This is a genomic window from Roseateles sp. GW821-FHT09H11 (genome assembly GCF_059415845.1).
The window spans coordinates 22,459-40,424 of the sequence record NZ_JBWKOA010000001.1; the positions used below are offsets into that span (position 1 = coordinate 22,459).

At 68.9% G+C, this 17,966-nt stretch carries 15 protein-coding genes; 9 read left to right on the forward strand and 6 right to left on the reverse strand.

Annotation, left to right across the window (positions count from 1 at the left end; translation table 11 throughout):
* The first annotated feature begins 155 nt into the window (after window positions 1-155).
* Entirely contained in the window at window positions 156-1,547 is a 1,392-nt protein-coding gene (locus AC07PR_RS00095; protein WP_495133949.1) for an APC family permease, read from the forward strand.
* A 7-nt stretch (window positions 1,548-1,554) separates the two neighbouring features.
* Here the strand turns inward: AC07PR_RS00095 and AC07PR_RS00100 are convergent, their stop codons facing one another.
* The gene (locus AC07PR_RS00100; protein ID WP_495133950.1) at window positions 1,555-2,349 is read right to left on the reverse strand and encodes a MetQ/NlpA family ABC transporter substrate-binding protein; all 795 of its coding nucleotides are present in this window, start codon (window positions 2,347-2,349) and stop codon (window positions 1,555-1,557) included.
* 185 nt (window positions 2,350-2,534) lie between these two features.
* On the opposite strand from AC07PR_RS00100, the gene AC07PR_RS00105 reads away from it, so the two are divergent.
* The 5 genes from AC07PR_RS00105 (at window position 2,535) to AC07PR_RS00125 (ending at window position 8,920) form a co-directional block, all read left to right on the forward strand.
* Window positions 2,535-4,559, forward strand: a complete 2,025-nt coding sequence (locus AC07PR_RS00105) for an O-linked N-acetylglucosamine transferase, SPINDLY family protein (protein WP_495133951.1) — start codon at window positions 2,535-2,537, stop codon at window positions 4,557-4,559.
* 124 nt (window positions 4,560-4,683) lie between these two features.
* On the forward strand, window positions 4,684-5,340 hold the full coding sequence (locus AC07PR_RS00110) for a PEP-CTERM sorting domain-containing protein (protein WP_377154613.1): 657 nt from the start codon (window positions 4,684-4,686) through the stop codon (window positions 5,338-5,340).
* A 138-nt stretch (window positions 5,341-5,478) separates the two neighbouring features.
* Window positions 5,479-5,946 (forward strand): OsmC family protein, encoded by a 468-nt coding sequence (locus tag AC07PR_RS00115; protein ID WP_495133952.1) that lies wholly within the window; start codon window positions 5,479-5,481, stop codon window positions 5,944-5,946.
* A gap of 131 nt (window positions 5,947-6,077) precedes the next feature.
* On the forward strand, window positions 6,078-7,742 hold the full coding sequence (locus AC07PR_RS00120) for a hypothetical protein (protein WP_495133953.1): 1,665 nt from the start codon (window positions 6,078-6,080) through the stop codon (window positions 7,740-7,742).
* Window positions 7,742-8,920 (forward strand): serine hydrolase domain-containing protein, encoded by a 1,179-nt coding sequence (locus AC07PR_RS00125; protein WP_483106694.1) that lies wholly within the window; start codon window positions 7,742-7,744, stop codon window positions 8,918-8,920. The genes AC07PR_RS00120 and AC07PR_RS00125 overlap by 1 nt, the downstream gene beginning before the upstream one ends.
* On the opposite strand, the gene AC07PR_RS00130 is transcribed toward AC07PR_RS00125, so the two are convergent.
* Together AC07PR_RS00130 and AC07PR_RS00135 are read right to left on the reverse strand one after the other, a co-directional pair.
* On the reverse strand, window positions 8,910-9,755 hold the full coding sequence (locus tag AC07PR_RS00130) for a PA4780 family RIO1-like protein kinase (RefSeq protein WP_431103966.1): 846 nt from the start codon (window positions 9,753-9,755) through the stop codon (window positions 8,910-8,912). The two genes, AC07PR_RS00125 and AC07PR_RS00130, sit on opposite strands and share 11 nt — an antisense overlap.
* Window positions 9,756-9,774: 19 nt before the next feature.
* On the reverse strand, window positions 9,775-10,947 hold the full coding sequence (locus AC07PR_RS00135; RefSeq protein WP_495133954.1) for a HipA domain-containing protein: 1,173 nt from the start codon (window positions 10,945-10,947) through the stop codon (window positions 9,775-9,777).
* Window positions 10,948-11,026: 79 nt separating this feature from the next.
* Between AC07PR_RS00135 and AC07PR_RS00140 the strand changes: the two genes are divergently transcribed.
* Complete coding sequence (locus AC07PR_RS00140) at window positions 11,027-11,920, forward strand: YihY/virulence factor BrkB family protein (RefSeq protein WP_377154623.1); 894 nt, start codon at window positions 11,027-11,029, stop codon at window positions 11,918-11,920.
* A gap of 51 nt (window positions 11,921-11,971) precedes the next feature.
* Here the strand turns inward: AC07PR_RS00140 and AC07PR_RS00145 are convergent, their stop codons facing one another.
* The 3 genes from AC07PR_RS00145 to nosR are packed head-to-tail and all read right to left on the reverse strand — an operon-like array spanning window position 11,972 to window position 16,009.
* Window positions 11,972-14,101, reverse strand: coding sequence for an ATP-binding protein (locus tag AC07PR_RS00145; RefSeq protein WP_495133955.1), 2,130 nt, complete (start codon window positions 14,099-14,101; stop codon window positions 11,972-11,974).
* Complete coding sequence (locus AC07PR_RS00150) at window positions 14,098-14,661, reverse strand: response regulator (protein WP_377154627.1); 564 nt, start codon at window positions 14,659-14,661, stop codon at window positions 14,098-14,100. Before AC07PR_RS00150 ends, AC07PR_RS00145 begins: the two co-directional genes overlap by 4 nt.
* Complete coding sequence (gene nosR / locus AC07PR_RS00155; RefSeq protein ID WP_495133956.1) at window positions 14,654-16,009, reverse strand: response regulator c-di-GMP phosphodiesterase, NosR family; 1,356 nt, start codon at window positions 16,007-16,009, stop codon at window positions 14,654-14,656. The genes AC07PR_RS00150 and nosR overlap by 8 nt, the downstream gene beginning before the upstream one ends.
* A 224-nt stretch (window positions 16,010-16,233) precedes the next feature.
* On the opposite strand from nosR, the gene AC07PR_RS00160 reads away from it, so the two are divergent.
* Window positions 16,234-17,229, forward strand: coding sequence for a 2-hydroxyacid dehydrogenase (locus AC07PR_RS00160; protein ID WP_495133957.1), 996 nt, complete (start codon window positions 16,234-16,236; stop codon window positions 17,227-17,229).
* Between the two features lie 146 nt (window positions 17,230-17,375).
* Window positions 17,376-17,792: a hypothetical protein gene (locus AC07PR_RS00165; RefSeq protein WP_495133958.1), complete on the forward strand. Its 417-nt coding sequence runs from the start codon at window positions 17,376-17,378 to the stop codon at window positions 17,790-17,792.
* The last annotated feature ends 174 nt before the right edge of the window (window positions 17,793-17,966 follow it).

Genomic DNA, 17,966 nt, shown 5'->3' on the forward strand with positions numbered 1-17,966 from the left:
CGGGCCGCCAGCCTATCGACGCGCACGCCGCAAACCCGCATTCCGCTTCAGACGACTCCCTCATAAGCTCATGCCGTCGCGTCGCCACGACGAAGTCCGCCGCGCGGGCCGGAGCGCCAGTAGCATCGCGCGTCCCCCGTCCGAGCCTCCCCTCCATGTCCCCGTCCGTTCCTGCCGGCGATCCGCCCGGCGCGCAGCCGCAGCGCATCCTCGACGTCCGCCACGCGATGGCGCTGTGCATCGGCATGGTGGTCGGCGCGGGCATCTTCAAGACCTCGCCGATGGTGGCGCAGTTCCTGGCCACGCCGGAGCAGCTCTACCTGGCCTGGGCGTTGGGCGGCGTGCTGTCCTTCATCGGCGGGCTGTGCTTCGCGGAACTCGCCGCGGCCTTCCCGGACGCCGGCGGCGATTACCACTTCCTGCGCCGCGCCTTCGGCGCGCGGCTCGGCTTCCTGTTCGCGTGGTCGCGCTTCGCGGTGATCCACACGGGCTCGATGGCCTTGCTCGGTTTCGTGTTCGGGGACTACCTGGCGCAGGTGGTCGACCTCTCGCCCTGGCTCGGCGAGCACGTGAGCGCATGGCTCGCGGGCGGGCTCATCGTGGCGCTGACGGGGCTGAACCTGCTTGGCGTGCGCGTGGGGCTGGGCACGCAGCTCGGGCTGACGACGCTGGTCATCGGCGGGCTGTTGCTGCTCGGCGTGAGCGCGGGCGTGCAGCAATGGCAAGGCCTGGCACCGGCCACGTCCGCCGGGCAGGGTGCCGCGGGGGCGGTCGGCGCCGCGAGTGCCGCGACCGTCTCGTGGGGCACGGCGATGGTGTTCGTGTTCCTCGCCTACGGCGGCTGGAGCGATGCGGCGACCTTGTCGTCCGAGATGAAGGACCCGCGCCGCGGCATCGTGCGCGCGCTGCTGCTGGGGTTGGGAACGGTCACGGCGCTCTACCTGCTCGCCAACTGGGCCTATGTGCGCGTGCTCGGTCTGGGCGGCCTGGCCGCGAGCGCGGCCCCGGCGGCGGAGTCGATGCGGGTGGTGTTCGGCCGCGGCGCGGAAGTCGCGATGGTCGGCGTCGTGACGCTGACGGCGCTGTCGGTGATGAACGCGATCCTGATCGCCGGTCCGCGCACGACCTACGCGGCGGCTCGCGATCTGGCGGCGGAGCTGCAGCTGGCGCGCTGGGACGCGGATCGCGGCACGCCCACCGTGGCGGTGATCGCGACCAGCGGCATGGCCCTGGCGCTGGTCGCGTTCGGCGCGGCGACGCGGGGCGGCTTCTCGACGATGGTCGACTACCTGTCGCCGGTGTACTGGTTCTTCATGACGCTCAGCGGCCTGGCGGTGCTGGTGCTGCGTCGCAAGGCGCCGGCGCATTCGCGGCCGTTCCGCGTGCCGTTGTACCCGGCGCTGCCGCTGGTGTTCGTCGGCTGCAGCGCGTACGTGCTGTGGGCCAGCGTCGTGTACGTCAGCGCCGGCGCGATCGTCGGCGTCGCGGTGCTGGCCGCGGGCGCGCTGCTGCTGTGGGGTTATGGCCGGCTGCGGCGGTCCGCATGAAGCCGGCTCAGAACGCGACGACGAGCGAGTCCGCGAAACGCTCCGCGACGAACTGCCGGACCTCGGGCGACTGGAACGCCCGGACCAGCTTCGGCACCCAGGGGCGGTCCTTGTCCTGCGTCCGCACGGCGATGAGGTTGGCGTAGGGGCTCTTCGCGTCCTCGATCGCGATCGCATCGCGTCTCGGGACGAGCCCGGTCTGCACCGCGTAGTTGGTGTTGATCGCGCTGGCGTCGACGTCGTCCAGCGTGCGCGGCAACTGCGCGGCGTCGACCTGGACGATCTGCAGCTTGTGCGGGTTCGCGGCGATGTCGAGCGTCGTGGCCGAGATGCCAGCGCCCGCCTTCAGCGTGATGACGCCGGCCTTGTGCAGCAGTTGCAGCGCGCGGCCGCTGTTGGTCGGATCGTTGGGGATGGCGACGCGGGCACCGGTCGGCAGCTGATCGAGCCGCTTGACGCGTTTCGAGTAGAAGCCCAGCGGCGCCGTGACCGTGACGCCGACCGCGCTGAGCTGGTAGCCGCGCGCCTGGATCTGCGACTGCAGGAAGGGCAGGTGCTGGTAGCTGTTGGCCTGCACGTCGCCGGCGTCGAGCGCGGCGTTGGGCTGCACGTAGTCGGAGAACTCGACGATCTGGAGCGTGAGGCCGTCACGGGCGGCGACCTTCTTCGCGACCTCGGCGATCTGCGCATGCGGGCCGTTGGTGACGGCGATCCTGATGATCTCCTCGGCGCGGCTCGCGCCGGAGAAGAGCAGGGCGGCAATGCCGGTGAACACGAAGAGGGCGTGACGTCGGGTGGTCATGTCGGTGAGGAACGAGAAAGAGCCCGGGAGGCGGGACTCCCGGGCTTGAAGATGCTCGGTAGAGCACACGGCAAAGGTCGACGTCAGGATCGCCGAGGCGGACCCGGCTGCCTACGAAGGGATGCGCAGGTGCTTATGAGTTCCCCTCTAAGATTCCCTCACCAGCTTTCGGGGAGGGGCTCGCGTTGAGCAAGCAGAAGCAACAGGCGCTCGCGGGCGGCAAGGGTCACAAGGACGATCAGGGCACCAAGGCTCTCCGGGAGAGAGAGGCGGCCGACGCCCTGGTCGACCGGGGCCTGTGGCAGGACGCGGCGACGCGTTACCGCGCCCTGGCCGAGGCGGGCAGCCAGGATGCCGTGCTCTTCCACAACTGGGGCGTGACCTTGCGGGAGCTCGGTCAGCCCCAGGCGGCCCTGGACGCGTTCGAACGGGCCATCGGCCTGCAGCCGACCTATGCGAAGGCGTTCCACGGCCTGAGTCTGGCCTACCGGGACCTCGGCGCCGCGGACTCGGCGCGGATGGCCATCGAGCTCGCCATCGAGCACGATCCCCAGCGCGACACCTTTCGTCTGGCGTTGATCGACCAGTTGATCACTGCGGGCGAGTTGGACGCCGCCCTCCAGCAAGCCGATCGATTCGAACGCGGCGCTGCTGGTCATGCCGTCGCCCAGAACCTGAAGGGGATGGCGCTTCGCAAGGCCGGATCACTCGACGGCGCGCTGGAAGCCTTCGGCAACGCGATCGAAGCGGACCCGCAGCTCGCCGCGCCGCTTCAGAATCGCGCGAACCTGCATCTCCGGGCCAGGAGGTTCTCGCTGGCCGTGGCGGACTTCGATGCGGCGATCGAGCGGGCGCCGCACACGACGTGGCTGGCGGGCCTGAGGCTGTACGCCGCGATGCATCTCTTCGATTGGCGCCGCCATGCGCAAGACCGACAAGAACTCCTGAAGCGCGTCGAAGCGGGCGAACCGGTCGCGCAGCCGCTGATCGTCCAACACCTGACGGACGATCCGGCGCTGCAGCAGCGGGCGGCAAGCACCTGGGCGGCACAGACGCTGCCGCGACCGCAGCCGGGTCCGCGGGTGCTGGGCTTCCCGACGGGGCGCAAGATCCGCATCGCCTACGTCTCTCGCGACTTCCACAGTCACCCCGTCGCCTACCTGATCGCGGAGGTGCTGGAGCTTCATGACCGGCAGGTCTTCGACGTCGCGATCCTCCACTACGGCCGCGCCAGCGACGATCCCATGCAGCGCCGGCTGCGCGCCGGCGTCGATGCGTTCATCGATGTCCAGCACCAGACCGATGAGCAGATCGTCCAGATCTGCCGAGAACTGTCCATCGACGTCGCCGTCGACCTGACGGGCTACACCGACAACTCCCGCAACGCGATCTTCGCGAGCCGGATCGCACCGGTGCAGGTGCTCTATCTGGGCTATCTCGGGACCTCGGGATCCGGGCTGTACGACTACGTCGTCGCGGACCCGCAGCTCGTCGACGATCGGACCCGCAGCTTCTTCGATGAGAAGCTGCTGATCCTGCCGTCGTACCAGGCCAATGATCGACAACGCCCGAGGCCCCCGGCCGGTGGGCAGCGCGCCGCTGCGGGGCTGCCCGAGGATGCGTTCGTGTTCTGCTGCTTCAACAACCCGGCGAAGCTGACGCCATCGATGTTTGCGGCGTGGGCGCGGATCCTCGAGCGCGTGCCTGGCTCGGTGCTCTGGCTGCTGGCCGAGGGGGACGAGGCCATCCGCAACCTCCGCAGCCATGCCGCGGAGCTCGGCCTTGCACCGGATCGACTGGTCTTCGCGAGTCGATGCGATCGCGAGGTCTATCTCGCTCGACTGGCGTCGGCGGACCTCTTCCTCGACACGCTCCCGTACAACGCCGGCACGACGGCCAGCGACGCGCTGTGGATGGGCCTGCCGGTGCTGACGCAGGCAGGGCAGTCCTTCGCCGGCCGGATGGCGTCCAGCCTGCTGCATGCCGTGGGCATGCCTGAACTGGTGATGAGCACGCGGGACGAATACATCGACACCGCGGTGGCGCTCGCGACCGAGGCCAACAGGCTCAACGAGCTGCGCAATCGCCTGCGAGCGAATCGCGACTCGGCGGCACTGTTCGACACGCCGGCCTTCACGCGCAGCCTGGAGTTGGCCTATCTCACGGCGCTTTCAGGAACGCAGGAGGGAGATGTGGTTGTCGGCGAATGACGAGTGACCTCAGACGCATCGTTTCGACGTGCACCTGCATCACTCTGACGAGGGCCACCTAGGGATTGCGGCGACAGCGTGGATCGGCGAGGGTCCGGGAAGATCCACCCACCCGGAGAAACTCATGAGCTGTCGTCTCTCGAAGGCTGCATTGGCGGTTGGCGCGCTGTGCCTGGCTGCGACCGGTCAGGCGTTCGCGCAGACCTCCACCTTCTACTTCGGCGGCCAGCCGCCAGAAGCGACCCGGTGGGTCGCGGGGCAGATCACCTACGACTTCGCCACGGCCAGTTCGGCTGTGGACATCCGCGGCCAGTTCGACGAGGGGCAACGGCTGCTGTACAGCGGCATCACCATCACCTTCAGCAGTGCGGAACTCGGCACCGTCACCTGGACCGACGGGCAGGTGGTCGTCTACAACGACTACGACTACTGCTTCGCCCCCGGCGTCTCCAGCTGCAATGCCCCGTTGCAGCATGAGGCCGACCGGATCGATTTCCGGCACAGCTCGATCGAGTTGGAGCACAACTTCCAGCTCGTCATCATGGGCGACGGCCAGAACTTCCTGGGCACGGGCGACTTGAATGCCTCGGTGCTCAACCTGCCGTACACCAGCGTCGCCATCTACCAAGGGATCGCGGTGGCCGGCAACGTGATGCTGGCCGCGACACCGTTCGCGGTCCCGCCGCCCATCCCCGAGCCCGCGACCGCGGCGATGAGCCTGGGCGGTCTCGCGTTGCTGGGGCTGATCGGCCGGCGGCGTCGGCAGGCCGCGCGCGGCTGATCGGCGAGTCGTTCCTCGCCGCCCTTGAGGGGGCTTCCTGCCGTCGGAGAGAATCGGCCCGCCGTGCGCGACGTGGCTGATCCTTCTGTCCTGTCGCCACAGTTGTCGACTCGGGATGACCAACAGGAGCCCCCCACCATGGGACATCGGGAACACCACTACCACGTCAGCGTGACGTGGACCGGCAACCAGGGCAGCGGCACGTCGGGCTACAAGGCCTACCGCCGCGACCATGCGATCGAGGCGCCGGGCAAGGCGCCGATCCTGGGATCGTCCGATCCGGCCTTCCTCGGGGACAGGACCCGCTGGAATCCCGAGGACCTGCTGGTGGCTTCCACCAGCGCCTGTCACAAGCTCTGGTACCTCCACCTCTGCGCCGAAGCCGGCATCGCCGTGCTCGCCTACGTGGACGAGGCCGAGGGCACGATGGTGGAAGGCGAGAAGGGGCGCTTCACGCAGATCGTCCTGCGTCCGCGCGTCACCGTGCGGGCGGGTGACGATGTCGAGCTCGCCCAGCGCCTGCACCACGACGCGCACGAGCAGTGCTTCATCGCCAACTCGCTGAACTTCCCGGTGCTCTGCGAGCCGTCGATCCAGACGGCGTGAGCGGAGGACGCCCGGCAAGGCGTTCCCGGGCAGCGCGTCAAGTCCCTCACCGACGCTTCCCCGTCCGGGCCGTGGCCCGGGACGCCGGACGCGGGCAGGATGCGGTCCTCCGAATTTCCGGATCCGATCGCATGTGTTTCCAGACTCTCCGATCCGCGCTGGCCGTCGCCTGTGCCACTGCCGCCTTTGCCGTCGCCTGTGCGGCCGCGCTGATCGCCAGTCCTGCCCAGGCCGCGCCCGACGCGAAGAGCCTGGTCACCGATGCCGCCGCCATGGGTCAGCTCGTCGAGGCCGTGAGCTTCGACGTGATGTCCGAAGCCGCGATCAACACGTGCCAGGAGATCGGCGCCCCCTCCGTCACGCCGATGCGGGACGCGTGGGTCGTCTGGCGCGGGCGCTACCAGATCGCCCCGATGCGGGTGGTGCTCACCCGCATGATGCAGCGGCGCAGTGGCGATGCGCCCTGGGACAAGCTCGTCGAGCCCATGCGCCAGCGCGTGCTGAGCGACCCGCAAGCCTGCGCCACGCTTGCGCGCGAGTGGCAGGGCGGCGGCAAGGACGTCGACGCGCGCTATCCGCAGGCGGGCGCCGTGGCGCGCGCGATCGTGCAGGCCAATCTCGTGATGCCGATCACCCCGCTCCCCGTGGCCGCCGAACCCGCCCGGGGCCAGGTCTTGCTGCCCAGCCAGGTGATCGCCCTGACGGAGCAGCGCGGCAACTGGCTCGTGATCTCCGAGGAAGCCGCCCGGCGCAAGCTCGGGCTGGTCTACGTCAAGGGCCGGGTGGCGCGCGACATGAGCCGTCCCGAAAACTTCCATCTTGTGCAGGAGCAGGGCGACCGGATCGGCGAGCAGGTCATCCACCTGAAGTTCAACGCCGAATCGTGGCTTGGCAAGGAGGTGGTGCTGCGCGGTGTGGTCACCTCGCTGAACCGCTTGTCGATGGACCTCGCCGATGCCGCGCTCGTCAACGATGCGTCGGGCCTGACACCGTCGCCGTTGGCGCAGACGCCGCTGGCGCGCAAGACGGTGTCGCTGCAGCGCGTGTCGACCGCGCCCGGCAAGGGCCTGGGCGACAAGGACCTGGCGGCCGTCGTGATCCACGGCGAAGCCAACAACATCAACGGCACCCGCTGGGAGGAGGACGTGCGCTTCCTGCTGCGGGACGGCAGCGTCTACCGCCGCACCGAGATGCCGCCCGATCAGCTCGACGTCGCCGCGTCGCGCCAGCTCGAGCCGCAGCGCTGGGGGCGTTGGCGCAGCGCCGGCAAGGGTTACGCCATGCAGGCGCAGGACGACGACGGTCGACCCGTCGGCGACTGGAAGCCCGAGGGCCACGAGGCGGTGCGGCCCTGGCCGAAGGATGCGCGACTGGACGGCAGCTTCAGCCGGCGCAGCTTCACCGGCAGCATGATCACCGGCGGCACGTCGGCCACGCACGGCATCCGCTTCACGAAGGACGGGCGCTTCGAGCGCAGCTTCAGCGCGACCTCCGGCACGGGCAGCCTGCAGGCGATCACGGGCACCGTGGTCGCGGGGTCGTCGCATGGCGACGGCAAGGGCAGCAGCAGCACGGGCAGCAGCACCGTCGGCACGGGGCTGGGGACGGTCGGGGTCAGCAGCGGCACGCGCACGAAGGACGATGGCGCGAGTCGCCGCGGCAGATATCAACTGGACGGCTTCGCGATCACGCTCGAGTACGACGACGGCCACAAGGAGCGGCTGCTCAGCTTCCCCGTCGACGGCGACAGCCGGTCCGTCTACATCGGCACCGGCAGCTACGATCGCGACAAATGATGCAGCTTCAACCTTGGCGACCGCAGCGAGGCCCCGCGCTGCATCACGTGATCGCGATCCTGATCGTCGCGCTGGGCGGCGTCGCGCACGCGCAGGCGGCCTCCGGCTGCCTGGGCGTCTACGTCGATCCCCAGAAGCGCTTTCTCCACAACGAGGCGCCGGCCGCCGCCGTCCCGCAGGCCTTGCCCGCGGGGACGCCATTGGGCGCGGTGGCCTACAAGCCGCGGGGCGCGGCGACAGCCGTCCCGCTCGAGGACTACTTCGGCAGGTTCTGCACCACCGGATTCCTCGTGATGCACGAGGGTCAGGTCGTGTTCGAACGTTACCTCCAGCAGGCGAAGCCGTCGACGGCGCTGCTGTCCGCGTCGATGTCCAAGACCGTCCTCGCGCTGCTGATCGGCATCGCGATCGACGAGGGCCGGCTGTCCCTGGACGAGCGCGTCGCGACGGTGCTGCCCGACTTCCGCGACAGTGCCTTCGCCGACGACAGCGTCGAAGACCTGTTGCGCATGAGCTCGGGCGTGGCGCTGAAGAACTCCTTCCGGCCCGGCGAGGTCTCGGACAACCAGACCACGAATCCGATGATCGAGCTCTTCACCGACATGCGCGTCTATCTGGCGGGCAAGAAAGACAAGGATCCGGCCGGCAAGGTCTTCAACTACAACGGCGCGGTGACGGCCGTGCTCGGCCTGATGCTGAGCGCGCGCACCGGCGTGAGCAATACCGACTACCTGTCCACGCGCCTGTGGGGGCCGATGGGCGCCGAGTCACCCGCCTACTGGATCAAGAACCGGGCGGGGCAGGAGGGCGTGCAAGGGCAGTTCGTCGCCACCTTGCGGGATTACGCCCGACTGGGGCAGCTGATCATGAACCTCGGCCGCGTGGGCGAGCGTCAGGTCGTGCCCCAGGCCTGGATCGCGCAGATGACCGCGTTGCGCAAGGACAAGCCCCAGCCCGCGAACGTGCCCTTCTACGGCCTGCACGTCTGGATCCCGCAGGCGGCGGGCGGGCGCTCCTTCGCCTGGGGGACGAACGGGCAGAACATCTTCGTGGATCCGACGGCGAAGGTCGTGATCGTGCATACCGGCAACAGCCCGGATGCGGAGTTCAACGGCAACGACCACCTGTTTCCGATCCGGGATGCGATCACGGCAGCGCTCCGGGCCGTCAGGAACTGAGCATCCGCAAGCGTCGCGCGGCTTCCTCGTCCGCCGCGTCATCGATCTCGCGGATCACCTCGCCGAGGTCGACGGGACCGGCCGCATGCTTGAAGCGACCCGTCAGCGGCGTGTCGGGCGTGAGGCTGCCGCTCTCGTACAAGGCCCAGATCTCGTGCCCGTAGTCGGTGCTCAGCAGGTCCGGGGCGAAGCCGCCGAAGAAGTCGCGCAGGTTGTTGACGTCGCGCAGCAGCATGCGCTTGGCGTGGTTGTTGCCGGCGGCGTCCACGGCCTGCGGCAGGTCGATGATCACGGGGCCGTCGCCGGCCAGCAGGATGTTGAACTCGGACAGGTCGCCGTGGACCACGCCCGCGCCGAGCATGCGCACCACTTCGACCAGCAGGCTCTGGTGATGGGTGCGGGCTTCCTCGGCGGTGAACATCACGTCGTTGAGCCGCGGCGCCGCATCGCCGTGCTCGTCCACGACGAGTTCCATCAGCAGCACGCCGTCCATGAAGTTGTAGGGCTGCGGCACGCGCACGCCGGCGCCGGCCAGGCGATACAGCGCGTCGACCTCGGCGTTCTGCCAGGCGGCCTCCTGGGCCTGGCGTCCGAACTTCGTGCCCTTGGCCATCGCCCGCGCCTGCCGGCTGTTCTTGGTCTTGCGGTTCTCGGTGTAGTCCACGGCCTGCCGGAAGCTGCGCTGCGTGGCCTCCTTGTAGATCTTGGCGCAGCGGGTCTCGTCGCCGCAGCGCACCACGTAGACCAGCGCCTCCTTGCCGCTCATCAGCTGACGCACGACGGTGTCGATCAGGCCTTCCTCGATCAGGGATTGGAGTCGCGGGGGTGCTTTCATGAATGCCTTGAGCGTGGGCTCATCGCCCGCCGATGGCGGCGGCCGAATGAGCGGGAACCAGAGGGGCGACGAACTCCCAGACCGCCGTCAGGTTCTCGGCGGCGAGTGCCTTCATCTCGTCCGACAGCGGCGCGGCCAGGGTCTCGGTCTGGGCCGCGGTCCAGAAGCGCTGCGCCGCGCGGGCGGCCCGCTCCCAGACCTCGGGCCGGGCGCCGATCGGGCCGACCTTCGGCTCGATCGGGCGAAGATCCGGATCCACGCCGCCGCCGATGGAAGCGTATCGCATGGGCAGGATGTCGTAGGCGGGCGCGATGCCCTGGTATTCGCCGCGCTCGTCGATGAGCAGCGAGAGGTTCTCGAAGTGCCGATCGCCGTTGCCGATCAGCTCGCTGAAGGCGGCCATGGTGTGCACGTGGCGGGCGTCCTCGGCAGAAAGGGACTTCGCCGCCACGCAGCGCGCGGCGAACTCCGACCAGCTGTCGCGCTTGCCGAAGAATTCGTCATCGACGGCGCCCGCCGAGAGCATGCCGACGCGGCCGTTGAGCCCCACGCGATCGAAGCGCTGGACCTCGAGGAACACGTAGTCGCCGGCGGTCAGCAGTTGCGTGCGGGCGGCGGGCACGCCCACCTCGCCCAGCGATCGGAGGGCCAGGTGCTCGAGCGGCAGCAGCTCCGCCATGCGGCTGCCCAGCTTGGCGAACTTCACGATCACGTGGCCGGCGTCCTCGGTGAGCCAGAGGAACTTGGGCTGCTCGCCGCCAGCGCCAAGGCCATAGACGGAGCCTTTCAGCGCTGAGGCCATGTCCAGGTAGGCGAGCGACTTCTCTCGAACCGGTGTCGGCCTTGCCTTCCGGAGCTCGAGGTCCATCTGCAGGGAAGCGTTGCCGAACACGAGGTTGCCGGGGAGGTTGAGACCGTGGGTGAACAAGTAGGTGATGCGATGCTCGTCCCGCCACTCGGACAGGCTTTGGGGAAAGCCGTGCATCGGCGCAAGCTCATGGGCAAGCTGCTTGCCAAGGAAGCCCGAGGGCGCCGCGAAATTCATGTACGGGGGCAGTCCGTCATAGAGCGTGACGCGACCTTCGTCATCTGAATCGCGCTCCAGCGTCGCGCCACTGAGGAACTCCAGTTGGACAAATGGCACGACGGCGCCAGACTTCAGCAGCCGGTAGACCTGCAGCTTCTGCGGCATGGTTCGGTGAATTTCGATCAACTCCTCAAACCGTGAGTATCGCCGCCCACCCGACATCGCGATCTGAGCGGTCCAAAGCATGCTGCGCCTGACCGCGTTCTGGCGGTGGGCGCGGCGGGCTGCCGTGCGCACGCCCGTCCTCGGCGTCCTGCTGCTCGCCATCCGCAACTACGTGCTGCACCAGAGCGCCAACCAGGCGGGGAGCATGGCGTTCTCGATGGTGCTGTCGATGTTCCCGTTGCTGCTGCTGCTCTCGGCGGGCGCGGCCTACATCGGGTCGCCCGGCGATGCGGCCGCGCTGGCAAGCCGCGTCGTGGAATACGCGCCACCGCTCGTGCGCAGCGCGCTGCAGCCGGTGGTCAACCAGGTGCTGGCCCAGCGCAGCCAGGCGCTGCTGGCGATCGGTCTCTTCGTCACGCTGTGGACGGCGTCGTCGGGCATGCAGGCGGTGCGCACCGCCCTGAACCGCGCCTACGCCATCGAGCGCGGCCTGCCGTTCTGGCGGGCGCGCCTGAAGGTCACGCTGTTCACGTTGATCGTCGGGGGCGGCATCCTCGCCATCTTCAGCTCCGTCATCGTCATGCCGTATGTGTGGGACGCGCTGGAGAACAGCGTCGGCAAGGGCCGCGAGACGCTCTGGCTGCGCAACAGCGTGCGCTACGGCGTCGCCTTGCCGGTGCTGACGGTGCTGTACGCGCTGCTCTACGGCTGGCTCCCCGACATCCGCCAGCGGCTGCGCACCGTGCTGCCCGGCGCCATCGTCGGCGCGGCGCTCTGGGTGGCGTCGGCGGCGACGCTCTCGTACACGCTGCGCAGCGCGGGCAAGCTGGCGCTGCTCTACGGCAGCTTCGCCGGCGTGGTGGCCACGCTGGTGTTCCTCTACATTAGCGCGACGACGCTGATCTACGGCGCCGAGGTCAATGCGGTGATCCGCGAGCGCTTGACGCAGGAGCGGGAACCGGAGCCGGCCTGAAGGCGGATCTGAAGGCGGACCTGAAGGCGGGGCAGTCCCGCCAGGACATCGTCACGACACGGTGGCGTCTTCCCTGGGCGTTTCCGGTATCCAGACCTGGAAGGTCGTCCCTTCGCCCGGAGCGCTGATCACTTCGATCCGGCCCGCGTGCTTCTGCACGATGGAGTAGGACAGCGACAGGCCCAGGCCGGTGCCTTTGCCCACCGGCTTGGTGGTGAAGAAGGGCTCGAAGATCCGGCGCCGGACCTCTTCGCTCATGCCGCACCCGGTGTCCTCCACTTCCACGCACACCCACCCGTCCTGCGCGCGCGTGCTCAGGCGGATCTCGCCGCGCTGCGGGATCGCATGGGCGGCGTTGACGATCAGGTTCATGAAGACCTGGTTCAACTGCGCCGCGATGCAACGCACCGGTGGCAGCACGCCGTAGTCCTTCTTCACCTCGGCCTTGTACTTGACCTCGTTCATGACCACATTGAGCGTCGAGTCGAGCCCGGCGTTGAGGTCGGCGTCCTGCCACTCCGCGTGGTCGACCCGCGAGAAGTCCTTCAGGTCCTGCACGATCTTCTTGACGCGCACCAGGCCGTCGTCGCTCTCGTCGAGCAGTTGCGGCAGGTCCTCCTTCACGAAGGCCAGATCGATGCGCTTGTCCAGTTCCCGCAGCGCGCGGTCGACGGACTCGGGCAGGGCGCCGGGCGTCAGCGCCTGCATCGTCTCGAGCAGCTCGAACATCGGTTCCACGTAGCTCCGAAGGGTGCTCATGTTGGAACTGACGAAGCCGATCGGATTGTTGATCTCGTGCGCGACGCCCGCGGCCAGCTGGCCGATCGAGGCCATCTTCTCGGACTGCAGCAGCTGGTTCTGGGCTTCTTCGAGCCGGCTGTTGGTCAACTTGATGCGCCGGTAGTTCTCTTCCAGTTCGCGCTGCACCTGGCGCTCCTTGCTCCGGTCCTGCAGCAGCCACCAGGTTTGCGCCAGGCGGTCATGGGGGTTGGCCACATACGCGATCATTTCGATCCACAGTCGCCGGCCGCGCGCGGACACCATCTCCATCTCGTGCTGCAGGGACTCGCCGCGCGTGAGCACCGGGTAGGCGACCGCGCCCAGCGACTGGAAATCCTCGTCGCTGACGAAGAAGGAACGCGTCGGGATCCCGCTGGGCGACGCGCCGTCCAGTTCGAAGGTCTCGCTGAACTTGCGATTGCCTCGCACGATCCGCTGGTTCAGCGTGGTGACGATGCCCACCGAAGCGTTCTCCAGGAAGGCCTCCAGTTCATGGTGCGTCAGCAGCAATTCGGCGGTGCGCTCGCTGACCAGTTCCTCCAGCTCGGCGCGATGGCGGCGCAATTCCTCTTCCGCGCGACGACGCTGTGTCACGTCCTGCAGCGTCTCGATGGCGCCGATGACGGTCCCGTTCGCGTCCATCAGCGGCGCGGCGGTGAAGAACAGCCAGCGCCCGCCCTGGTCCATCTGTGGGAAGAAGGACTCGACCTCGTAGGCGTCGTCGATCGTCTCCGAACGGCGGCAGCGTCCCTCATAAAGCGGCCCGTTGTGCGCGTCGATCGCGCCGTCGATGATCAGGTCGGCCAGCAGCGGGCGCTGTTCCACGTAGAAGGCCGACCAGGCGTCCTGTCGCCCCAGCATGTCGAAGCGGTCCCGGCCGGTGAGCTTGCTGCAGGCGGCATTCCAGTGCGTGACCCGGTGCTCGGCATCGAGCACGAAGCTGGCCACGGGGTTGTTCTCGATGATCTGGTGCAGGACGCGTCCCACATCCAGCAGGCTGGTCTGCACATGGCGGATGTCGCTCAGATCCTGCACCGTGAGCACATTCAGGCGGCGACCCTGCACCACGATCGGTCGCGCGTTCAGTTCGAGCGACCGCGTCGAGCCGCTCGCGGTGAGGGCATCGATCTCGATCGCCGGCGGCGGACCCTCCGCGCCGATGGCCTGCAGCCCGTAGGTCCGCAGCGCTGCCTGCTGCTCGGGCGCGGCCCAGGCGTCGAACGGCATCTCCGCCAGCGCCCGCGCGTCGTAGCCCAGCAGGCGGAGCATGGCCGCATTGGCATGCACGATGGACTGCTCGTCATGGACGAGGATCGGCGTCGTCACCGCTTCCAGGGCGATCGCCCAGCCGGCCGGCAGCCCGGTCGCCGTGTCCTCGGGCGCTGCGATGTGCGCGCTCATAGCTTCACTTCTCCGGGATCTTCCAGGATGAAGGAGCCGTCCTCGGCCCAGTTGACGTGGGTGATGCCGGGCTCCAGGCGCTCGAGTCGGCGCAGCTCCGCCTCCTGCACGCTGATCTGGCCCTGCTGCGTGCGGACGAGGTCGGCCAGCCGGCGGTTCTCGATCGTCAGCTCGCGCACCTGCAGCACCTGCCGCACCGCGCTGAGCAGCTCGAAGTCGGCCCAGGGCTTGGCGATGAAACGCGCGATGGCCGCCTCGTTGACGGCGCGGACCAGCGCGTTCAGGTCGGTGTAGCCCGACAGGATGATGCGCTCGCACTCCGGTTGCAGCGTGCGCAGCGCCGTCAGGAAGTCCACGCCATTCATCTCCGGCATGCGGTAGTCGGAGATGGCCAGCGCATAGCGATGGCGCCGCGCCTGTTCCAGCGCCAGCGCGCCGTTGGCGCACTCGTCGACGATGTAGCGGCTGCCGTCCGCGGCAGCCAGGCCATGCCGGAGCAGGCGATGCAGGGCATGCAGGATGCCGGGCTCGTCATCCACGATCAGGATGCGTTCATCCATGGGAGGCTCCTTGGGCGGCGGTCGCCGCCAGGCGTGGTGCGCCGTCGTCATCCGGCAAGCGGACGTAGAGCGCCAGCCGGGCGCCCTCGCGACCGGCGAACTCGCGGATCTGCCGCACCATCCGCCCGTCGAAGACATGCCCCGCCGCCAGCAGCAGCGTGCCCTTGGGCGTGAGCAGGTCGCGCGCGAGCACCATGCCCGGCTCGACGTCCGACGGGCTGATCTGGCGATCGCGGGGCTTGTCCTCCGGCTCGTCGGTCAGCGCCAGTTCGAAGGCCTCGACCACTTCCGGCTCGTAGCGCGTGCCGGCGCCGCCGCGCACGAGTTGCAAGGCCTGGGCGGGGGAGAAGTGCTGCTCGGCCATCCGGCCCGAGTGTGCCGCGCAGTAGTCGCTGGCCACGCTGAGAACCTGCGCCGCCAGCGGTACCGCGTCGCCCGACAGACCGTCCGGGAAGCCCTTGCCGTCCACGCGCTCGTGCTGCGAGCGCACCAGCCGCGCGACATGTTGCAGGTGTCCCAGCGGCAGCAGGGCGGCCTCGCCGTTGAGCGTGTGACGCCGGTAGCGCGCCATCTCTTCCGCGTTCATCGTCGACACCGGCTTGCGCAGCAGCGCGTCCGGAAAGCCCATCTTGCCGATCTCGTGCAGCAGGCCCGCGCTGTGCACGTCCTCCTCGACCCGCGGGCCCAGGCCCATGCGACGCGCCGTGCGCCGCGCCAGGTCCGCGACCTGCCGGGAGTAGCCGGCCAGCCCGCCTTCGCGCAACTCCAGCAGGCCCGAGAACACCTGGATGGACAGGAGGAAGGTTTCCTTCACCTGGTCGAAGGACTTCTCCAGCATGGCGTTGACCTGCTCCAGCTCCTGCGTGCGTGCGCGCACGCGGTGCGAGAGGTCGGCATTGAGCGACTGCAGTTCCGCGTTCTGGGTCTTGGTGAGCTGGAGCAGTGCGCGGTTCTCCACCTCGAGCCGGCGGCGCGCCAGCGCGTCGTCGATCGCCAGCAGCAGCTCGCGGTCGTCCCAGGGCTTGGCGATGTGGCGCTGGATCTGCCCGCGGTTCACGGCGGCCACCGTGGCCTGGATGTCGGCATAACCGGTGAGCAGGATGCGGCCGACCGACGGCCAGCGCTCGCGCACCTGTTCGAGGAACTCGGCGCCATCCATCTCCGGCATGCGCATGTCGGAGACCACCACGTCGACGGTCTCCGTGGCCAGGATCTCCAGGCCGGCGGCACCGCCCGGTGCCAGCAGCACGCGATAGCCCTGCGGTCGGACCAGCCGACGCAGCGCGCTCAGGATCGACGGCTCGTCATCCACGAAAAGGACGACGGGCTGCGCGGTCTCTTCGGTCATCTGTTGATCTCCCTGATGTGACCCGGCGAAGGACGCCTGCTGAGTGTAGGAGCGCTTGCGATGGCACGCCAACCCCTTGGTCCGACGATCACGCCGTTGCCGGACGGGACGGGCATGGCCTGGCCGAGCCGGCGCGACGGAGACCGTCACGCCCCCGCATCATTCACCTGATCGGCTCCGCGACCGTTTCTTCATGTTTCAATGGAACGGAAGGAGCAGGCCCGATGAAAACCGCCGTCTTCAGTACCCGTCGATACGACCAGACCCTTCTGCAGCAGGTGAACCGGGAGATCGGCCACGAGCTCGTGTTCGTGCAGGACCGGCTGACCGTCGACACGGCGGCGCTGGCCGCCGGATGCCAGGCGGTGTGCGTGTTCGTCAACGACGCCGTGGATGCCGAGGTGCTGACCCGGCTCGCGGCGCAGGGCACGCTGCTGGTGGCGACGCGGTCGACCGGCTTCAATCACATCGATGCGGCGGCCGCGCGCCGGCTGGGCATCGAGGTCGTGCGGGTCACCGACTACTCGCCGTACTCGGTGGCCGAGTTCGCCGTCGGCCTGCTGCTGGCGGTCAACCGCAAGATCGTCCGCGCCAGCGTGCGCACGCGGGACGGCAACTTCGAGCTCGACGGCCTGATGGGTTTCGACCTGCACGGCAAGACGGTGGGGGTGATCGGCACGGGCAAGATCGGCACGATCTTCGCGCGGATCATGGCGGGCTTCGGCTGCACGATGCTGGGCCACGACGCGTTCCCGAAGCCGGCGTTCGAGGCACTCGGCGGCCGCTACGTGCCGTTGCCCGAGCTGATGGCGCGGTCGGACGTGATCTCGCTGCACTGCCCGCTGACGGAACAGACGCGTCACATCGTCGATGCGAACTCGCTGGCGCAGCTCAAGCGCGGCGCGATCCTGGTGAACACGAGCCGCGGCGGCCTGGTCGACACCGAGGCGGCGACGCAGGCGCTGAAGACGGGCCAGCTCGGCGGCCTGGCGATCGACGTCTACGAGCAGGAGGCCAGCCTGTTCTTCCAGGACCTGTCCTCGACGGTGATCCACGACGATGTGATCCAGCGGCTGGTGTCCTTCCCGAACGTGATCGTCACCGGGCATCAGGCCTTCTTCACCGTCGAGGCCATCGGGCAGATCATGGCCACGACGCTGGAAAGCCTCAGCGCGTTCGAGCGCGGGGAGCCGTTGTTGAACCGGGTTCCGGAGGGCTGACCCGCTTCAAGGCGCCATCGCCTTTGCCGTCGCCATTGCCGTCGCCTTTTTCGTCGCCCTTGCCCGGGAGCGCCGATTGCCGCGTGGTCTGTTCGGCGCCGACGTCTCGCGCCACCCCGGAACTCCGTTCCCCTGGAGGACAGGCGATGAAGCACTTCAGCACCTTCCTGACCGCGTTCTGCGTCACCCTGGTCGCGGCGGCTGCCATCGCGCAGACGACGGAACCGCCGGTCACGTCCAACGCCAGCCGGCGCCAGTCCGGGACCGTGGGCCCGCCGCTGGAGGCCGCCTCGATGAGCCCGCCCGCCGCCTCGGCGTCGCGGCCCGCAGTGCCGACGCCGGCGCCGACAGTGACGCCCGCGGCGCCAGCACCGGGCGCCACGCCGACGCCGGCCCAGGCGCCGGAGGTCGAACCTGCAGACACCGCATCGCCAGCGACCGCCACGCCAGGCGTCTCCGCCAAGCCCGCCGCCGGCAGTCGTGCCAGTCGCCGGGCGAGTGGCCGTGTGACGGAAGCGGATGGATCCTCCGGTGGGCTGCCGGTGCGGCCGGACCGGAACTGACGCGGTTGCAGGAGGGATTTCAGCCCGACGACGCCCAGAATCACCATCTGGGACTCGTCCTCGTGTGAGGCCCGCGCAAGACCCGGCCCCTGCGTGATCACCCGATGACAGCAATCCCCCCAGAGGGTGTGGCGGATCGCGTCCAGGTCGGTGATGCCCCCATCGACCACCCCA